This window comes from Comamonas squillarum, assembly GCF_025309455.1.
In the GTDB taxonomy this organism is placed as follows: Bacteria; Pseudomonadota; Gammaproteobacteria; order Burkholderiales; family Burkholderiaceae_C; genus Comamonas; species Comamonas squillarum.
Genome location: NZ_CP104377.1, coordinates 2,842,510 through 2,858,069 on the forward strand (window position 1 = coordinate 2,842,510; position 15,560 = coordinate 2,858,069).

The window sequence follows — 15,560 nt, forward strand, 5'->3', positions numbered from 1 at the left end:
CCAAAAATAGCGGTTAGACCCAGCCCCGCTATGCTGCCCGGTCCCAGGGCGGGGCCGGCATATCCTTCAGCTGCTGGCGCAGTGCGCGGTGGTCAGGCACCACCTCGGCCACGGTATCCCAAAAGCGGGGGCTGTGGTCCATCACCCGCAAATGCGCCAGCTCATGGGCCACCACATAGTCGATCACGGCCGGCGCATAGTGCATCAGCCGCCAGTTCAGCCGGATCGAGCCATCGGACTTGGCACTGCCCCAGCGCGTCTCGGCACTCGAGAGGCGCAAGCTGGTGTAGTGCACGCCCAGCAGCGGCGCAAAATGCGCCAGCCGCGCCAAAAAATGCTGGCGCGCGCTCTGGATGAACCAGGCCTGCACCAGATCGCGAATCTGTGTGCGCCCCGCACTGGGCGGCAGCGCCAGATAGAGGCGCGAGGGTGAGTCCGGCGCCTCTTCCTCGACCCGCCAGACCGCCCCGGAGCGCGCCACGCGCTGCTCGCTGTCGACCACCAGCTGCAGCGGCTGGCCCAGAAAGGGCAGGCTCGCGCCATCTTCCCAGCGGATGCTGGCGCTCAGGCTGCTGGCGCGGCGCTGCTGCATCTCGGCGATCTTACGCACGATCCAGCCGGCCTTGTCCTGCAGCGCCTCGTCAATGCCCGGCTGCGTCACCCAGCGCGGCGCGCGCACCACCAGGCCGTCCTCACTGACCACAAACCCAATACTGCGCCGCTTGGCACGCTCGAGCAAGTAGGCCACCCGCTGGCCCTGCAACAGAATGCTGCGGTTGGCCACAGGATGGGCCTGCAAGGAGGCCGGCGCTGCGGGGGCGGCAGGGGCTGTTGGCCTGGCGGCGACCGGCACAGGCACAGGCACAGGCACAGGCACAGGCACAGGCACAGGCACAGGCGCTGGAGGCGCTGCGGCAGCAGGCGCGGGCGCCAGCACAGGCTGGGCATCAGCGACCGCCACAGCCGCAGGAGCAGGTGGTGATGGCCGCTCAGCGGCAGTCGGCTCGCTGCGCTCCCACAGATCCAGCGCCATCTGCACCAGGCGGCGGACATCAACCATGGCAGCTCCCCGCTCTGCGGCAGCAGTAGGTCAACAAGACACGCTCAGCGGCGGACACGGCAGTCTTTTTCCTTTATTTGGCAGCGGTACCCGGCTCGGCAGCGGCGGATGCTGCAGCCCCGGCCGCAGCAGGCGCCTGCAGCGCAGGCTTGCCCACATAGGCCTCGGGGTCCAGGCGGCGCATTTCGGACTCGATCCAGTACTCCACCTCGGCCATCAGCTCGTCGTGCTTGCGGCCCTTGCTGTCGATGGGCTTGCCGACCGACACATCGACAATGCCGGGCGTCTTGACAAAGGCCTTGCGCGGCCAGCATTTGGCCGACGTCACCGCAATCGGCACCACCTGGGCACCGGTCATGATGGCCAGGCGCGTCGCGCCGGTCTTGTATTCGCCGCTTTCACCACGTGCAATGCGTGTGCCCTCGGGGAACATGATCACCCAGATGCCCTGGCCCAGCAGGCGCCTGCCCTGCTCCACCACCTTGTGAAAGGCGCGGCTGCCATCCTTGCGGTCGATATGGATCATGTCCAGGCTGCCAATGGACCAGCCAAAGAAAGGAATCTTCAGCAGTTCCTTCTTGAACACATAGGCCAGCGGTGTGGGCATGATGGCCGGCATCAGAAAAGTCTCGAAGGTCGACTGGTGCTTGCACAGCAGCACCACACCCTTGTCACTGCCGGGCTGGCCGGCCACTGGCAGATTCTCCATACCCTGGGTGCGAACCCGGATGCCGCAGAACCAGCCGGCGCTGTCTGCCGACAGCTTGAGCCAGCGGCGCGCCACTGCATAGCGGGCCTGGCTGCTGGCACCGCAGACCCGCAGCAGCAAGATGGTCAGGGTATAGGGAATGACCGTCAGGCCCATAAAGAGCGTGTGCAGTATCGAGCGGAGCAGTGGCATGGATCAAGTAAAAAAGGCAGAAGGACGCAACAAGCCTGGCCCCTTGCTGGCGATGGCCAGCGGGCCCAGCCTGGAGCCGCAAACCAGCGCAGCTGCATCGCACAGTGCACCGAAGGCTGCTGCAAAAATTTCGACCCACGCCATGCAAAACAGCGCTGCGCAGGCGTGGTTGGCGCTAAATCATATCGGAAGCCAAGGCCCCCGGTCCGCGGCCTGTGCACGAACCTGCATCCAGCAACCGTATAAGCCCAGCACAAAACACCAATTTCTGAATCACATCAAAGAATTGCAGTGGATAACTCAGCTAATTGGCGAAAAAATGTGGATAAGCGACGATGGGCTGCGCGCCCGCTCGGCGCGGTACCCGGCACCGGAGCAAGCACTTATGCACACAATGTGGAAAGCAGACCCTCTAGCACAATATCCTGGCTCTATCGACAACATTGCCAGATCACAAAACATAACTCAATGAAAGATATAAATAAAAAAATTTTGTCAGCCAATTCCACAAGCCAACTGACAATGTGTGGTAATTCCGATCCAGCGCAGAGCGCCGATATTTCAACAAAGTTATCCACAGAAATATAAGTCCCGTATTGATTTTTCTGAGGATTTGCCTTGTGTATAAGTTCTTTGGTTTCTCACAGGATTGCAGCCTTCCCCGCTTGCAATCAGGACAAACACCATACTGAGCGGCTCAGGCACCTCCACCGGGCCGGGGCCATGCGGTGCCACGCTAGTCGCTACACTCCAAGTTCCCGCGTCTCATTCCGCCCTCCCCTTGATTTTTCTGTCCATCGCCGTCCACACGCCCGCCTACAGTGCCATCAGCGCGGCCAGTGAACTGCTGACCTACCAAGCCCCCCATGCACTGCCCGCTGGCAGCCTGGTGCGCGTGCCGCTGGGCAAACGCGAGGTGCTGGGCGTGGTCTGGGGCCCGGATACCGCATTTGCAGGCGACCCGGCCAAGATCAAACCGATCACCGCGGTACTGGAGGCGATTGCGCCATTGCCTGCAAGTTGGCTGCGTTTGGTGCATTTTGCAGCCCGTTACTACCAGCGCAGCTTGGGCGAGATGGCGATTACTGCGCTGCCACCCGCGCTGCGCGACCTCACGGTGGAGCAACTGACCCGCCGCCTCAAGCGCAAAAAGACGGCGATCGACAGCGATGTCGCCGCCGACCAGGCGCTGGCCTTGAGCCAGGAGCAAATGGAGGTTTGCGAACAAATAGACAAAAATGCCGGCCCCTTCCTGCTTTTTGGCAGCACCGGCAGCGGCAAGACCGAGGTCTACCTGCACCAGGCCGAGGCCTTGCTGGAGCGCGATCCCCAAGCCCAGGTGCTGGTGATGGTGCCGGAGATCAACCTGACGCCGCAGTTAGAGGCCCGCTTCCAGGCACGCTTTTCGGCCCGGCTGGGCGAGAGCGCGGTTGTCAGCATGCACAGCGGCATGACGGCGCCCCAGCGCCTCAAAAGCTGGCTGGCTGCCCATACCGGCCAGGCACGCATCGTGCTGGGCACGCGCATGTCGGTGTTTGCCTCGCTGCCGCACCTGCGGCTGCTGATTGTCGATGAGGAGCATGACGCCAGCTACAAACAGCAGGAAGGGGCGCGCTACTCGGCGCGCGACCTGGCCATCTGGCGCGGCCATGACCTGCAGGCCCAGGTGATTCTGGGCTCGGCCACCCCCTCGCTGGAGAGCTGGTGGGCCAGCCGGCCGGCCCAGGGTGAGGATGCAGGCGGCCGCTACCTGCGGCTGGCCATGCCCAGCCGCATTGGCGCCGGTCAGATGCCGCGGCTGCGCCTGGTGGACATGCGCCAGCAGCCGCGCCAGGCGCTGTTCTCGCCCGCGCTGCTGCAGGCGATTACACAGCGGGTGGAGCGGGGCGAGCAGGCGCTGGTGCTGCTGAACCGGCGCGGCTTTGCGCCGGTGCTGTTCTGCGGCGACTGCGGCTGGAAAAGCGATTGCCCGCACTGCAGCGCGCACCAGGTGTTCCACAAGATAGACCGCACACTGCGCTGCCACCACTGCGGCTTCAGCCAGCGGGTGCCGCTGGCCTGCCCCAGCTGCGGCAACCCGGATATCCTGCCGCTGGGCAAGGGCACCGAGCAGCTGGAAGAGGCGCTCGAGCGCCTGCTGCGCAATGTGCAGCGGCCCGACGGGCAGCCGGCCCGCATTGCCCGCATCGATGCCGACACCACCAAGGCCAAGGGCGCGCTCGAAGAGAAGATGGCCGATATGCATGCCGGCGATGTCGATGTGCTGGTGGGCACACAGATGGTCGCCAAGGGCCATGATTTTCGGCGTGTGACCCTGGTGGCCGCCGTGCAGCCCGATGATGCGCTGATGTCCAGCGACTTCCGCGCGCCAGAGCGCCTGTTCTCGCTGCTGCTGCAGGCGGCTGGCCGCGCCGGACGCGATGCGGCTTACGTGGCCGCCCAGGGCAGCGCCGTCGAGATGTGGCTGCAGACCCAGCAGCCCGAGCATGCCGTCTACCAGGCCCTGCGCCAGTGGGACTACAGCGGCTTTGCCGCCCAGCAGCTCAAGGAGCGGCGCGATGCGGCCATGCCGCCCTTTGCCCACCAGGCCATCATCCGCGCCGATGCAAGGTCCCAGCAAGAGGCCCAGGCCTTTTTGCGCGCCGCCTCCGAGCTCGCCCACAGCCAGCAGCTGCTGGACGGCAGCGAAGTCTTTGTCTACCCGCCGATTCCGCTGTCCATGCAGCGCGTGGCCAATGTGGAGCGCGCCCAGATGCTGATCGAGAGCCCCTCACGCAAGGCCTTGCAGCAGTTTCTGCGCGCCTGGCAGCCTTGCCTGCACTGGTTGCGCGCGCATCCGGAGCACAAGGGCCTGGTGCGCTGGCTGGTCGATGTGGACCCCCAAGCTATCTAGACCAACCAGGTCACCGCCGCCGAAAAGCTGACAAAGGCCAGCGCCGTGCTGACCAGGATGATGTGCGCAATGCGGCCATTGTGGGCGCCATAGCGCCCGGCCAGCAAGGTAACATTGCTGGCACTGGGCAGCGCAGCCACCAGCGCAACGACCAGCAGCGCAAACGGCTGGACCGGCAGGCCCGCAGCCATGGCGGCATGGCCCAGGCCCAGCACCAAGAGCGGATGCACAAAAAGCTTGACCAGCGCCAGCGGCACATAGCTGGCGGGGGCAGCATATTCCGCCTCCACCATCTTGGAGCGGGCCAGCACGGCGCCCACAGCAAACAGCGCCACCGGCGTGGCAGCGCTGCCCAGCAGGCCGGCGGTCTGGTCCAGCGGCTGGGGCAGCGTCCACTCCATGAACGAGGCCAGCGCGCCCAGCAAGATGGCCCAGGGCATGGGGTTGGTGAGCACGCCTTTGAGCGCCTTGAGCAGCGCCGCACGTGCATTGCCTGCGGCCCCATCCATGCGCGACAGCGCCAGGCACAGCGACGTGGTGAACACCATGTCGACCAGCATGGTGACAATGGCCGGGCCAGCCGCGGCTTGACCCAGCAGCGCAACCAGCAGCGGCAAGCCCATGAACCCGGTATTGGGAAAAGCGGTCACCAGCGCGCCAAAAGCGCTGTTGTTCCAGTCCATGCCGCGCAGGCGCGAGGCTGCCACGCAGCCCGCGACCAGCAACAGCTGGCACAGCACATAGAGCAGCAAGATGGGCAGGTTCATCAGCTGCGCAAAGGGCAGCGATGAGCCCGCTTTGTACAGCATGCAAGGCAGTGCGAAATACAGCACAAAGGCATTCACGCCCGCAATCGCGGGCAGCGGAAAAATGCCGCGCCGCGTGGCCACAAAGCCGCACAGAACCAGCGCAAAAAACGGAAAGGTGACTTGGAAGACGGACAGCACGGCTCGATTGTGCCCAGAATGCGCCAGCGCAGATGTAGCGCGAGGGACCGGCACTGGTTGGCGCGGCCCATAAAAGAAAAGACCGGCCATGCGCATGGCCGGTCTTGCAAGGCAGGGATCTGGCCGAAACCCGGATCAGTGCCTACAACGACCTGAAAATCTCAGATCGTCACCAGTTTCTCGACTTCCGCGCATTTGCGCCGCGCCAGCGCCAGGTTGCTGCGCTGCTTGTCCAGCACCAGGTACAGGAACAGACCTTCCTTGAGCGCCACCGGGCGGATGATGTGGTACTGCGAGCCCAGGGTGATCAGAATGTCATCGATGGAATCTTGCAGACCCAGCGACTTCATCGTCTTGAGCTTGGCCCGCACGACCTCGGTGTTGCCAGCGGCTGCCAGCTCCAGGTCCAGGCCCGATCCGGCACTGCCCAGAAGCATGCCGCTGCCACTGTCCACCAGCGCGGCGCACATGGCGCCCTCCACCGTCAAAAGTTGCGTCAACGTGTCTTGAACCGAAGCCATCTCACTCCCCCTTCACACACTGGCGGTTTATCGTTGCTGCGCCATGCGGCCAGTGCGGCGCATACGCAGCTCTTCCACAACAAGATGCCGGCCGCAGCCAGACTTGCCATCAGACTTTGTTCATCTCCGCGCCCACTTCGGCCGCTGCCCACAGCACGCGGCCCAGGATCGCATTGGTATCGAGCACCATGCACAGAATGCAGGGGAACTCCGAGGTGACCGACTGGAACACGACCACGCCGCTCTCGGTCTCGAACGTCAGGCGCTTGCAACCGGTGTGGTTGATCTCTCGCCCCACCGCACGTGCCATCGCCATCAGGGAGCCGGCCATGGCCGACAGGCGGTTGAGCTGCAGCTCGCTGTTCGTGCGCAAGGACGCAATTTCAAATCCATCGGGCGTGCTCAGCAGTGCCACACGCACGCCATCAACAGGACCAATAAGCTTATCAAGCGCCTGCTGGCCTGCCTTGACGACTTGGGCAGGGATCAGAGGTTGTGATGCAGTCATGAATTCTCGCTTTGCAGAGACAGCATGGAAACAAGTACGCTCATCGCATCCAGCAGCTGCCCACGGTCGCGCGGGTCCGCTTCCAGAACGGGAATCACCCCATGGCCAGCAGAATACACGCCTTGGGCGAATGTTTCAATTTGTTGTGTTGTGGCCGGGCGTGCGCTCAGCACCAGCGTGACAGGTGGCTGGGGGAGTTGCCCGATCTCGTCGAGGATATGGTTGGTCTCGGCCAAGCTGGTCGGACTGTTCACATCGGTCATGATGAACACCCCCATCGATACCGACAGCACCCACTGGCGCACAAAGCTGAAACGCTCCTGGCCCGGGCAGCCGCAGATCTGCACCACCTCACCGCCGCCCAGATCGATCTCGCCAAACTCGGTGCCGACCGTGGTGAGTTCCTTGCTGTGGGCCGCCAGATCGAGGTTGCGGACATCGGAGCTGGACATCAGCGCACCGCACAGCGAACGCACGGCGGTGGTCTTGCCAATGCCCATGGGCCCGCACAGCGCAATGCGCGGCATCTTGTGCGGCCCGACTCCGCCTGATTCTTGATTCATCCCGGCTTACCTCCCCCTCGTATCCATCGGCCCAAACGGCTGAGCAAACCTTTGGAGTGTAGCGGCTCGCGATGGTGGGAGGGGGAAGAAGCAGCGGAAATGACAGGCATGGCCACGCCGCGCAGCACGCCGCGGCGGCCCAGCTCGACCAGGAGACCACGGGCCAGCGTGTTGTCCAGCCCGCTGTGCAGGCACAGCTGGGCGATGGAGACCGGTTCGCGCGAAAGCAGCGCCAGCGCGCGGATGCAGGGGCCGGTATTGAAGGGCGCGCCCACCGACACCCAGGACTTGAGCTGGTAGCGGAACTCCTGGCGCGCAGCTTGCGCAGGCTGTGCAGCAGCCCGCTCCGATTCATGGCGGATGACCTTGTTGCGCGCATCCCAGTCGAGCAGAAAGACCGCTGCGCGGTCGAACATGTCGATCAGGTCGCTCAAGGTGTAGTCTGCCTCCAGGCGACCGACCCAGCTTGCCCCGTCGAGCATGGCGGTCTTCACCTGCCCGATGCAGACCACGCAGGGTGCCTTGCCCAGCGACGAGATGGCATCAGCCATGCCCTGGTCCAGCACAATCAGCTGAGCGCGGTCACGCGGTACCTCTTTCCAGGGAAGTACCGATTTGCGTGAGGCCACGCCATACAGCGGCGCAAAGCGGTTGCGGCTGCTGGGGGTCAGCAATTCTGCGGAAATACCGGCGGTCTGCATGGCGATAATTTCACACTCTTATTGGCTTAATTAATAGGGTTTGCCACTTAGCCGCAGCAATGCTATCGGCATTCTAAAAGCTTGCCTGCCAGACGCAAGTGTTTATTCGGGGGTTTTACCATCTGCTCTACATTCATTGACAATTTCAAAGATTCTGTGGTTTTTTGTGTAAGCAAACATGTAAAAGCCAAAGTCCTGAATCTGCGGATGGCTGCCGTTGCGGCTATTCTTCTGCGCTCTCCTTCCTGATCTGCAAAGGTTCTTTCGCCATCATGGCCGCTGGTCTCAATCTCGCCCAATTACAAGCTGTGCACTACACCCAGGGACCTTGCCTGGTGCTGGCCGGTGCCGGATCGGGCAAGACCCGGGTGATCACCCACAAGATTGCCCGCCTGATCGAGACCGGCATGGCGCCGCGCAAGATTGCGGCCATCACCTTCACCAACAAGGCTGCCTCCGAAATGCGCGAGCGCGCCAAGAGCCTCATCGGCCGCCAGGCCAAGGATGTGCTGGTTTGCACCTTCCATGCGCTGGGGGTGAAGATGGTGCGCGAAGATGGCCATGTGCTCGGGCTCAAGCCCCAGTTCAGCATTCTGGACAGCGACGATGTGGTCGGCATCCTCAGGGATGCGGCTGGCGGCACTGCCGATGTGGCCACCGCCCGCCAGTGGCAGTGGACCATCAGCAAGTGGAAAAACATGGGCCTCGACTACAAGGAGGCGCTGGCCCAGGCCGCCGATGACAACGAGCGCGCCATTGCCGTGCTGATGCAGCGCTACGACGAGCGGCTGACCGCCTACCAGAGCGTGGACTTTGACGACCTGATCGGCATGCCGCTGCGCCTGCTGCGCGACCACCCGGAGGTCCGTGCCAAGTGGCAGGCCAACCTGGGCCATGTGCTGGTCGACGAATACCAGGACACCAATGCCACCCAGTACGAGCTGCTCAAGCTGCTGGTGGGCGAGCGCGGCCATTTGACCGCCGTGGGCGATGACGACCAAAGCATCTATGGCTGGCGCGGCGCCACCTTGGACAACCTCAAGAAGCTGCCGGTCGACTACCCCCAGCTCAAGGTGATCAAGCTCGAGCAGAACTACCGCTCGACCAGCGCCATCCTGCGCGCGGCCAACAATGTGATCCAGCCCAACCCCAAGCTGTTTCCAAAGACCTTGTTTTCCGAGCTGGGCGAGGGCGAGCCGGTGCGCATCGTCGATTGCGACTCCGAAGAGCACGAAGCCGAGCGCGCCGTCGCCCGCATCCTGAGCCTGCGCGCAGCGGCCAACCCGCCGCCGGACTGGAAGAACTTCGCCATCCTCTACCGCGCCAACCACCAGGCCAAGCCTTTCGAGAAGGCGCTGCGCAAGGCCAATGTGCCCTACAAGGTATCGGGCGGCACCAGCTTTTTTGACCGCGCCGAAATCCGCGACCTCTGCGCCTGGTTCCGGCTGTGGATCAACAACGATGACGACCCGGCCTTTCTGCGCGCCATCACCAACCCCAAGCGCGGCATCGGCCACACCACCCTGGGCCGCCTGGGTGAATTCTCCAAGGCCCACCGCTGCAGCATGTTTGGTGCGCTGTTCAACGCCATGCTCGAAGACGCGATGCCTGCGAAGGGCCGCGAAAGCCTGCTGGAATTTGGCCGCTATATCAACGACCTGGAATACCGCGCCCGCCAGACGCGCGGTGCCGAAGAATCGCTGGCCTTCCTGCTCGACTGGCTCAAGGAGATCGGCTACGAGCAGCATTTGTATGACGCCGAAGACAGCGAGAAGGTCGCCGCCGCCCGCTGGACCAATGTGCTGGAGTTCTGCGACTGGATGGCCCAGCGCGCCGGCGGCCAGACCACGACAGCGGCCGACACGACGACGGTGAGCGAGTCCAAGAGCCTGCTCGAAGTCTCGCAGACCATCGCCCTGCTCTCGACCATCAGCGAGCGCGAAAAGGAGCAGGACATGGTGATCCTGTCCACCTTGCATGCCAGCAAGGGCCTGGAGTGGCCGCATGTGATGCTGATCGGCGTCAACGAAGGGCTGCTACCTTTCAAGCTCGACGACGATGACGGGCGCCAGCAAAAGGTCAGCGACGACACCGCGCAGCGCCTGCAGGAAGAGCGCCGCCTGATGTACGTGGGCATCACGCGGGCCCAGCGCTCGCTGGCCGTCAGCTGGACCAAGCGGCGCAAGAAGGGCCGTGAGCTGGTCTCGGCCCTGCCCAGCCGCTTTATTGCCGAGATGGGCCTGGACAGCAGCACCGCCCGCGAAGACCCGCGCGAAAAACTGCGCCAGCTGCGCGAAGAGTTCGCGCGCAAGGCCCAGAGCACCGCCGCCGCCAGCCCTGATCCCCTCTGACTATCCATGACCAAGACCCTGATCCTGACCGCCTTGTGCGCTGCACTGGCCAGCGCCTGCACCAGCACCCCCGCCCCCCGCCCTGCCTGCCCCAGCGCGCTGCAGATGGAGCAGCCCGAGCTGCTGGGCCACTGGCAGGCCGAGCTGCCCGGCCTGCCCGGGCCCGTCACCCTGCAGCTGGCCCCCCACCCCGAATGGAACGGCACCGTCAAGGGCCAGATCCAGCGGCCCGGCAGCAGCGCCATCGTCGTCGGTGATGTGGACAAGGGCAAGCTGACGATGGAGGAGTCGGCCGATGGCAAAAAAGTCTCGGGCACCTGGCTGGGCGAGGTGGTCGACGGCAGCTGTGGCCGAGAAATCCGGGGCGAATGGTTGGATGCGAACGACAACAGCCACGCCTTCGTCATGCGCAAGCCATCGAAAACCCCGCAATAGCCGCAATAATGGGCATCGGCGCAGCCGTCACCGCCACGCCCCTAACTCCCTTCTCGACCATGACAACTTCGAAATTTCTGCGCTCGCCAGCCCCGCTGGCGGCGAGCCTGCTGATGGCCGGTCTGCCGCTGGGCAGCTTCGCGCAAACGCCCGCCGCTGCCAGCGGCTCGGCGGCCACGGTGTGGCAGCAATGCACAGCGCTCAGCGACGGCACCGCCCGTCTGGCCTGTTTTGACCAGTGGGCCCAGCAGCAGTCGCAGCAGCCCCTGGTCAGCCAACAGGCGCAGCCAGTGGCCGCCGCGCCTGCCGCCTCGGCCAACGCGATGGTGGGCCTGACCCCACCGGCGGGCGCACTGGCCGCCGCCGATGTACCGGCCCCCATCGGTGGCTGCCGCAATGACGGCTACACCGAGATGTCCCGCTTCTGGGAGCTGGAAGCGGGCACCGACTGCGGCACCTTCAGTTTCCGTGGCTACCGCCCCCTGTCGGTGTCGGTGGCTGTTGGCGACAAGGTCAACCGCCAGCCGACCTCGCTCAACCCCGTCAATGCAGCAACGACCGAGACCGACTACCAGCGGCAGGAAATGCGCATCCAACTGTCGGTGCGCACCAAGCTGGCGCAAAACCTGCTGACCGATCCGAATGGCAAGCTGCGTGATTCGCTGTGGATCGGCTACACCGGTCTGTCCTACTGGCAGGTGTTCAACTCGGACCTCTCGCGCCCTTTCCGCACGACCGACCACCAGCCCGAGATCTTCTATGTCTACCCGACCACCGCCCAACTGCCCTTTGGCTGGCGCTGGCGCTACAGCGGCATTGGCCTGGAGCACCAGTCCAACGGCCAGAGCGACCCGCTCTCGCGCAGCTGGAACCGTACCTACCTGATGACCGGGTTTGAGCTGGACAACCGCTGGCAGCTGCAGGCCAAGATCTGGCACCGCATCAACGAGAGCGCGGAAGACGACAACAACCCCAATATCCAGAACTACATCGGCCGCAGCGAGCTGAAACTGGGCTGGAACGTCAACCAGCGCAACTGGATGGGCGTGACCGCACGCGGCTCGCTCAACGGCCATGGCAAGGGCTCGGGCCGCGTCGAATGGATGCACACCCTGGGTGATGGCTGGATGGGCGGCAAGAGCAACCTGCGCCTGCATGCCCAGCTCTTCCACGGCTATGGTGACAGCCTGATCGACTACAACTACAAGCGGACGGTGTTCTCGCTGGGCTTCAGCCTGCTGGACTTTTGAGCGCCACGACCACAACCCTTGATACGTCGTTGCCTGGCCGGCCGCGCCAAGCCTTGCCGTACTACCGTACTGTCTGCGGCTTGACGCCTCGTCTCAAACGCAAACCTTCGGTTTGCTGGGTCGTGCTCGCGGCTTCTACAGGACGTCTGCTCAGCAGACGTTTCCCGTTTCCCAATAGGATCTTCAGGCAGAAAGCCGCAGCAGGCGCTGGCACAGATCCGACTGCGGATCCTCCAGCCCATGGAGCACCGAGAAATGGTCGCAATCGGGCAGCGCCGCCTGCTCGGCCACATTGCCCGCCGCCTGCCAGGCGCTGTGCATCAGCAGCGACTGGCGCACAAACTCGCTTTGTTCGCGCCCGCCCCAGACCAGGTGCATGGGGGTGGCGCAGCGTCTGGCCGCAAACGCGGGTGAGTTGCGCGCAACCAGCCCGTCGTCGAGCTGGATCAGCGGCTGCAGGTAGCTGTAGCGCAGCGGCGTGATATCGTAGAGGCCGCTGATCAGCAGCGCGCCGCGCAGCGGGTCATCGGGCAGGCCATAGTCGCGCTCCCAGGGCGTTTGCAGGCACATCGCGCCCAGTTGGCCACCGGCAGAATGCCCGCCCACCACCACCCGCGCCGGGTCGCCGCCATAGGCCTCGATATGGCGCAGTACCCAGGCCAGGCTGGCGCGGCACTGGCGCACGATTTCGTCGATGCTCACCTGCGGGCACAAGGCATAGTTCACCACCACGGTGCAAAAGCCCAGCGCCTGCGGGCCGAAGGCGACGCAGCTGAACTCCTTGGAGGTATTGGCCCGCCAGTAGCCGCCATGCAGATAGACAAACACGGGCGCTGCCGCGCCGCCTGCGGCCGGGTAGATGTCCAGGGTCTCGGCCAGAGTCGGGCCAAACGGCACATCCAGAACGCAGCGCAGCCCCCTACGCGCCTGGGCACTGCGCTCGGCAAAATGCTGGCGCGCGGCGGCCGGGTCGGCCACCGGGCGCAGCGGGTCGTACTGCGCATCAATCTGCGACTGCGATTCAAAATCGCGGTACAGCTTGAAAAGCCGGGGACCAGCCATGGCCGGGTCAGCCGGCATCGGGCACCACGGCGGTGACCTCGATCTCCACCTTGGCGCGGTCCTCGATCAAGGCCACGACCTGCACCGCCGTCATCGCCGCGTTGAAGCTGCCGATCAGCTCGCGGTAGGCCTTGCCGATCTCCGCCTGCTGGGCCATATAGGCCTCTTTGTCGGTGATGTACCAGGTCATGCGCACGATATGCTCGGGCCGGGCGCCGCCCTCTTCGAGCACCGCCACAATGTTCTGCAGCGCCTGGCGCACCTGGCCGGCCAGTTCATCGGTGTGGAACACCCCTTGCGCATCCCAGCCGATCATGCCGGCGACAAAAATCTGCCGGCCGCTGACCATGACGCCATTGGCATAGCCCTTGGGCCGGGGCCAGCCCTGGGGAAGTAGTACTTGCATGAGACGATTCCTTCTAAAAACCAAGCATTATTGAAAGCGCTCACCGGCCAGCCAGGCCGCCATGCGGCGGTGGATGGCTGCCGGTATGCGAATGGCTTCATGGCTGTCCAGGCTGGTGAACACCAGCGCCTGGTGGGCCAGTGCTCGCACCTGGCCGTCGTCACCCACACAGCGCAGCGCCAGCTGCAGCGAGCGGCTGCCCAGCCGCAGCACGGCCAGCTCCAGCTGCACCGCATCGCCCATGCGGGCAATCGCCCGAAAGTCGCAGGCCAGGTGCACGATCGGCAGACCCGTGCGTTCGGGCCCCAGCATCTGGGCATAGGGGTAGTGCAGCGCCTGGTTGAACCAGTCCTCCACCAGCGACTGGAACAGCACCAGGTACTGCGGATAAAACACAATGCCGGCCGGGTCGCACTGCGCAAAACGGATGCCGGTGGCCACGCGAAAAACGGGGCCGGTCTCGGGCCAGGTCAAGGCTGCCATGTCAGACCCCGATATAGCGCTGCCACAGCGCGGGCTGCGCCTCCAGCTGCGCCGAGCTGCCCTGCCATACCACCTGGCCGCGCTCGATCAGCGTGTGCTGGTCGGCCAGCGCCATCAGCCGCTTGACGTATTTGTCGATCACCAAAATCGCCTGGCCCTGCGCGCGCAAGGCCGCCAGGCATTGCCAGATCTCCTCGCGGATCAGCGGCGCCAGGCCCTCGGTGGCCTCGTCCAGAATCAGCAGATGCGGGTTGGTCATCAGCGCCCGGCCAATGGCCAGCATCTGCTGCTCGCCGCCCGAGAGCCGGTTGCCGGGGTTGCCGGCGCGCTCGGCCAGGCGCGGGAACAGCTGGTAGACACGGTCGAGCGACCAGGGGTTCTCCGAGGCATTGCGGTTGGCCGCAAAGGCCTGCAGGTTTTCCTGCACCGTCAGGTTGGCAAAGATCTGCCGGCCCTCGGGCACCACGGCCATGCCCATGCGCGCAATGCGGTCGGCGGGCAGGTGCTCGATGCGCTCACCCCGAAACCGCACGCTGCCCGCCGATGCCGGTGTCATGCCCAGGAGGCTGCGCACCGTCGTGGTCTTGCCCATGCCATTGCGCCCCAGCAAGGTCGCGACCTCGCCCGCCGCCATGCGCAGATGCATGCCAAACAGCACCTGGCTGCTGCCGTAGCAGGTCTCCAGTGCATCCACTTCCAGCAAATTGCTCATCAGGCGGCCTCCTCTGCAGCTTCATCGCCCAGATAGGCACGCCGCACATCCGGGTTGCGCCGAATCTCATCGGGCGTGCCCGTCGCAATCACCTTGCCAAATACCAGCGTCGAGATGCGGTCGGCCAGCCGGAAGACCGCGTCCATGTCGTGCTCGACGAGCAGGATCGTCGTGTCCTGGCGCAGCTGCAGCAGCAGCTGCACCATGCGCTCGGATTCGTCCGGGCCCATGCCCGCCATCGGCTCATCGAGCAGCAGCATGCGCGGCCGCGTGGCCAGCGCCAGTGCCACCTCCAGCTGGCGCTGCTCACCGTGCGCCAGCAGGCCCGCCGTTTGCTGCAACTGGGCGGCCAGGCCTACGCGCTCGGCCACCTCGGCCGCCTGCGCATAGCGTGCGCTTTCGCTGCGTGCCGGGCGCCAAAAGCGCCAGCTCGATCCATCGCGTGCCTGCACGCCCAGTGCAATGTTCTCCAGCACCGTCAGGCGCTTGAAGATGCTGGTGATCTGGTAGGAGCGCACCAGGCCGGCCTGCACCCGCGCGGGCATGGGCTTGCGCTCCATGGCCTCACCGGCAAACAGGATCTGGCCCGCATCGGATGCCAGCGCGCCCGACAGCTGGTGGATCAAGGTCGTCTTGCCCGCGCCGTTCGGCCCGATCAAGGCATGGATCTGGCCGGCCTGCACCGCAAAGCTGGCATGGTCGGTGGCGGTGAGGCCACCAAAGCGCTTGACCAGGTTCTGCACCTGCAACAAAGGGGTTGGCATCTT

The 15,560-nt window shown here is 64.6% G+C and carries 17 protein-coding genes; 5 read left to right on the forward strand and 12 right to left on the reverse strand.

What is annotated here, in order from left to right; translation table 11 throughout:
• Nucleotides 1-28: 28 nt before the first annotated feature.
• Nucleotides 29-1,060, reverse strand: a complete 1,032-nt coding sequence (locus N4T19_RS13125) for a M48 family metallopeptidase (protein ID WP_260718250.1) — start codon at nt 1,058-1,060, stop codon at nt 29-31.
• A gap of 73 nt (nt 1,061-1,133) precedes the next feature.
• Complete coding sequence (locus N4T19_RS13130; protein WP_260718251.1) at nt 1,134-1,961, reverse strand: lysophospholipid acyltransferase family protein; 828 nt, start codon at nt 1,959-1,961, stop codon at nt 1,134-1,136.
• On the opposite strand from N4T19_RS13130, the gene N4T19_RS13135 reads away from it, so the two are divergent.
• The gene (locus N4T19_RS13135) at nt 1,960-2,433 is read left to right on the forward strand and encodes a hypothetical protein (RefSeq protein ID WP_260718252.1); all 474 of its coding nucleotides are present in this window, start codon (nt 1,960-1,962) and stop codon (nt 2,431-2,433) included. The two genes, N4T19_RS13130 and N4T19_RS13135, sit on opposite strands and share 2 nt — an antisense overlap.
• 312 nt (nt 2,434-2,745) lie before the next feature.
• Nucleotides 2,746-4,854, forward strand: a complete 2,109-nt coding sequence (priA, locus tag N4T19_RS13140) for a replication restart helicase PriA (RefSeq protein ID WP_182345880.1) — start codon at nt 2,746-2,748, stop codon at nt 4,852-4,854.
• Here priA and N4T19_RS13145 read toward each other — a convergent pair.
• The 5 genes from N4T19_RS13145 to N4T19_RS13165 form a co-directional block, all read right to left on the reverse strand.
• Nucleotides 4,851-5,801: an AEC family transporter gene (locus tag N4T19_RS13145; protein WP_116926343.1), complete on the reverse strand. Its 951-nt coding sequence runs from the start codon at nt 5,799-5,801 to the stop codon at nt 4,851-4,853. The genes priA and N4T19_RS13145 overlap by 4 nt on opposite strands.
• Nucleotides 5,802-5,962: 161 nt before the next feature.
• On the reverse strand, nt 5,963-6,322 hold the full coding sequence (locus N4T19_RS13150) for a hypothetical protein (RefSeq protein ID WP_021028991.1): 360 nt from the start codon (nt 6,320-6,322) through the stop codon (nt 5,963-5,965).
• A gap of 109 nt (nt 6,323-6,431) precedes the next feature.
• Nucleotides 6,432-6,830 (reverse strand): roadblock/LC7 domain-containing protein, encoded by a 399-nt coding sequence (locus N4T19_RS13155; protein WP_021028992.1) that lies wholly within the window; start codon nt 6,828-6,830, stop codon nt 6,432-6,434.
• Nucleotides 6,827-7,393, reverse strand: coding sequence for a GTP-binding protein (locus N4T19_RS13160; protein WP_232539456.1), 567 nt, complete (start codon nt 7,391-7,393; stop codon nt 6,827-6,829). The genes N4T19_RS13155 and N4T19_RS13160 overlap by 4 nt, the downstream gene beginning before the upstream one ends.
• The gene (locus N4T19_RS13165; protein ID WP_116926341.1) at nt 7,390-8,094 is read right to left on the reverse strand and encodes a hypothetical protein; all 705 of its coding nucleotides are present in this window, start codon (nt 8,092-8,094) and stop codon (nt 7,390-7,392) included. The genes N4T19_RS13160 and N4T19_RS13165 overlap by 4 nt, the downstream gene beginning before the upstream one ends.
• 272 nt (nt 8,095-8,366) lie before the next feature.
• Here N4T19_RS13165 and N4T19_RS13170 point away from each other — a divergent pair, with 272 nt between their 5' ends.
• From N4T19_RS13170 to N4T19_RS13180, 3 genes are read left to right on the forward strand one after another with little or no spacing between them, the layout of a single operon-like run.
• On the forward strand, nt 8,367-10,445 hold the full coding sequence (locus tag N4T19_RS13170) for an ATP-dependent helicase (RefSeq protein ID WP_116926340.1): 2,079 nt from the start codon (nt 8,367-8,369) through the stop codon (nt 10,443-10,445).
• 6 nt (nt 10,446-10,451) lie between these two features.
• Nucleotides 10,452-10,880 carry a hypothetical protein gene (locus tag N4T19_RS13175; RefSeq protein ID WP_260718253.1) on the forward strand — a complete coding sequence of 143 codons (429 nt, stop codon included), beginning with the start codon at nt 10,452-10,454 and terminating at the stop codon, nt 10,878-10,880.
• Nucleotides 10,881-10,939: 59 nt separating this feature from the next.
• Nucleotides 10,940-12,130 carry a phospholipase A gene (locus N4T19_RS13180; protein ID WP_116926338.1) on the forward strand — a complete coding sequence of 397 codons (1,191 nt, stop codon included), beginning with the start codon at nt 10,940-10,942 and terminating at the stop codon, nt 12,128-12,130.
• A 183-nt stretch (nt 12,131-12,313) separates the two neighbouring features.
• On the opposite strand, the gene N4T19_RS13185 is transcribed toward N4T19_RS13180, so the two are convergent.
• Genes N4T19_RS13185 through N4T19_RS13205 form a run of 5 tightly spaced genes read right to left on the reverse strand, consistent with a single transcriptional unit; the run spans nt 12,314 to nt 15,557 of the window.
• The gene (locus tag N4T19_RS13185) at nt 12,314-13,192 is read right to left on the reverse strand and encodes an alpha/beta hydrolase (RefSeq protein WP_260718254.1); all 879 of its coding nucleotides are present in this window, start codon (nt 13,190-13,192) and stop codon (nt 12,314-12,316) included.
• A gap of 7 nt (nt 13,193-13,199) precedes the next feature.
• On the reverse strand, nt 13,200-13,598 hold the full coding sequence (locus tag N4T19_RS13190; RefSeq protein WP_116926337.1) for a RidA family protein: 399 nt from the start codon (nt 13,596-13,598) through the stop codon (nt 13,200-13,202).
• Between the two features lie 27 nt (nt 13,599-13,625).
• Nucleotides 13,626-14,081: an acyl-CoA thioesterase gene (locus tag N4T19_RS13195; RefSeq protein WP_116926336.1), complete on the reverse strand. Its 456-nt coding sequence runs from the start codon at nt 14,079-14,081 to the stop codon at nt 13,626-13,628.
• Between the two features lies 1 nt (nt 14,082).
• The gene (locus N4T19_RS13200) at nt 14,083-14,793 is read right to left on the reverse strand and encodes an ABC transporter ATP-binding protein (protein WP_182343713.1); all 711 of its coding nucleotides are present in this window, start codon (nt 14,791-14,793) and stop codon (nt 14,083-14,085) included.
• Nucleotides 14,793-15,557 (reverse strand): ABC transporter ATP-binding protein, encoded by a 765-nt coding sequence (locus N4T19_RS13205; protein WP_116926402.1) that lies wholly within the window; start codon nt 15,555-15,557, stop codon nt 14,793-14,795. Before N4T19_RS13205 ends, N4T19_RS13200 begins: the two co-directional genes overlap by 1 nt.
• Between the last annotated feature and the right edge of the window lie 3 nt (nt 15,558-15,560).

Bases quoted from the DNA above. Each gene is read 5' to 3' on its own strand.
- N4T19_RS13165 (WP_116926341.1), bottom strand. From the start codon at position 8,094: ATGCAGACCGCCGGTATTTCCGCAGAATTGCTGACCCCCAGCAGCCGC.
- N4T19_RS13200 (WP_182343713.1), bottom strand. From the start codon at position 14,793: ATGAGCAATTTGCTGGAAGTGGATGCACTGGAGACCTGCTACGGCAGC.
- N4T19_RS13170 (WP_116926340.1), top strand. From the start codon at position 8,367: ATGGCCGCTGGTCTCAATCTCGCCCAATTACAAGCTGTGCACTACACC.
- N4T19_RS13160 (WP_232539456.1), bottom strand. From the start codon at position 7,393: ATGAATCAAGAATCAGGCGGAGTCGGGCCGCACAAGATGCCGCGCATT.
- N4T19_RS13195 (WP_116926336.1), bottom strand. From the start codon at position 14,081: ATGGCAGCCTTGACCTGGCCCGAGACCGGCCCCGTTTTTCGCGTGGCC.
- N4T19_RS13125 (WP_260718250.1), bottom strand. From the start codon at position 1,060: ATGGTTGATGTCCGCCGCCTGGTGCAGATGGCGCTGGATCTGTGGGAG.
- N4T19_RS13180 (WP_116926338.1), top strand. From the start codon at position 10,940: ATGACAACTTCGAAATTTCTGCGCTCGCCAGCCCCGCTGGCGGCGAGC.
- N4T19_RS13205 (WP_116926402.1), bottom strand. From the start codon at position 15,557: ATGCCAACCCCTTTGTTGCAGGTGCAGAACCTGGTCAAGCGCTTTGGT.
- N4T19_RS13135 (WP_260718252.1), top strand. From the start codon at position 1,960: ATGGATCAAGTAAAAAAGGCAGAAGGACGCAACAAGCCTGGCCCCTTG.
- N4T19_RS13190 (WP_116926337.1), bottom strand. From the start codon at position 13,598: ATGCAAGTACTACTTCCCCAGGGCTGGCCCCGGCCCAAGGGCTATGCC.
- N4T19_RS13155 (WP_021028992.1), bottom strand. From the start codon at position 6,830: ATGACTGCATCACAACCTCTGATCCCTGCCCAAGTCGTCAAGGCAGGC.
- N4T19_RS13185 (WP_260718254.1), bottom strand. From the start codon at position 13,192: ATGGCTGGTCCCCGGCTTTTCAAGCTGTACCGCGATTTTGAATCGCAG.
- N4T19_RS13150 (WP_021028991.1), bottom strand. From the start codon at position 6,322: ATGGCTTCGGTTCAAGACACGTTGACGCAACTTTTGACGGTGGAGGGC.
- N4T19_RS13130 (WP_260718251.1), bottom strand. From the start codon at position 1,961: ATGCCACTGCTCCGCTCGATACTGCACACGCTCTTTATGGGCCTGACG.
- N4T19_RS13175 (WP_260718253.1), top strand. From the start codon at position 10,452: ATGACCAAGACCCTGATCCTGACCGCCTTGTGCGCTGCACTGGCCAGC.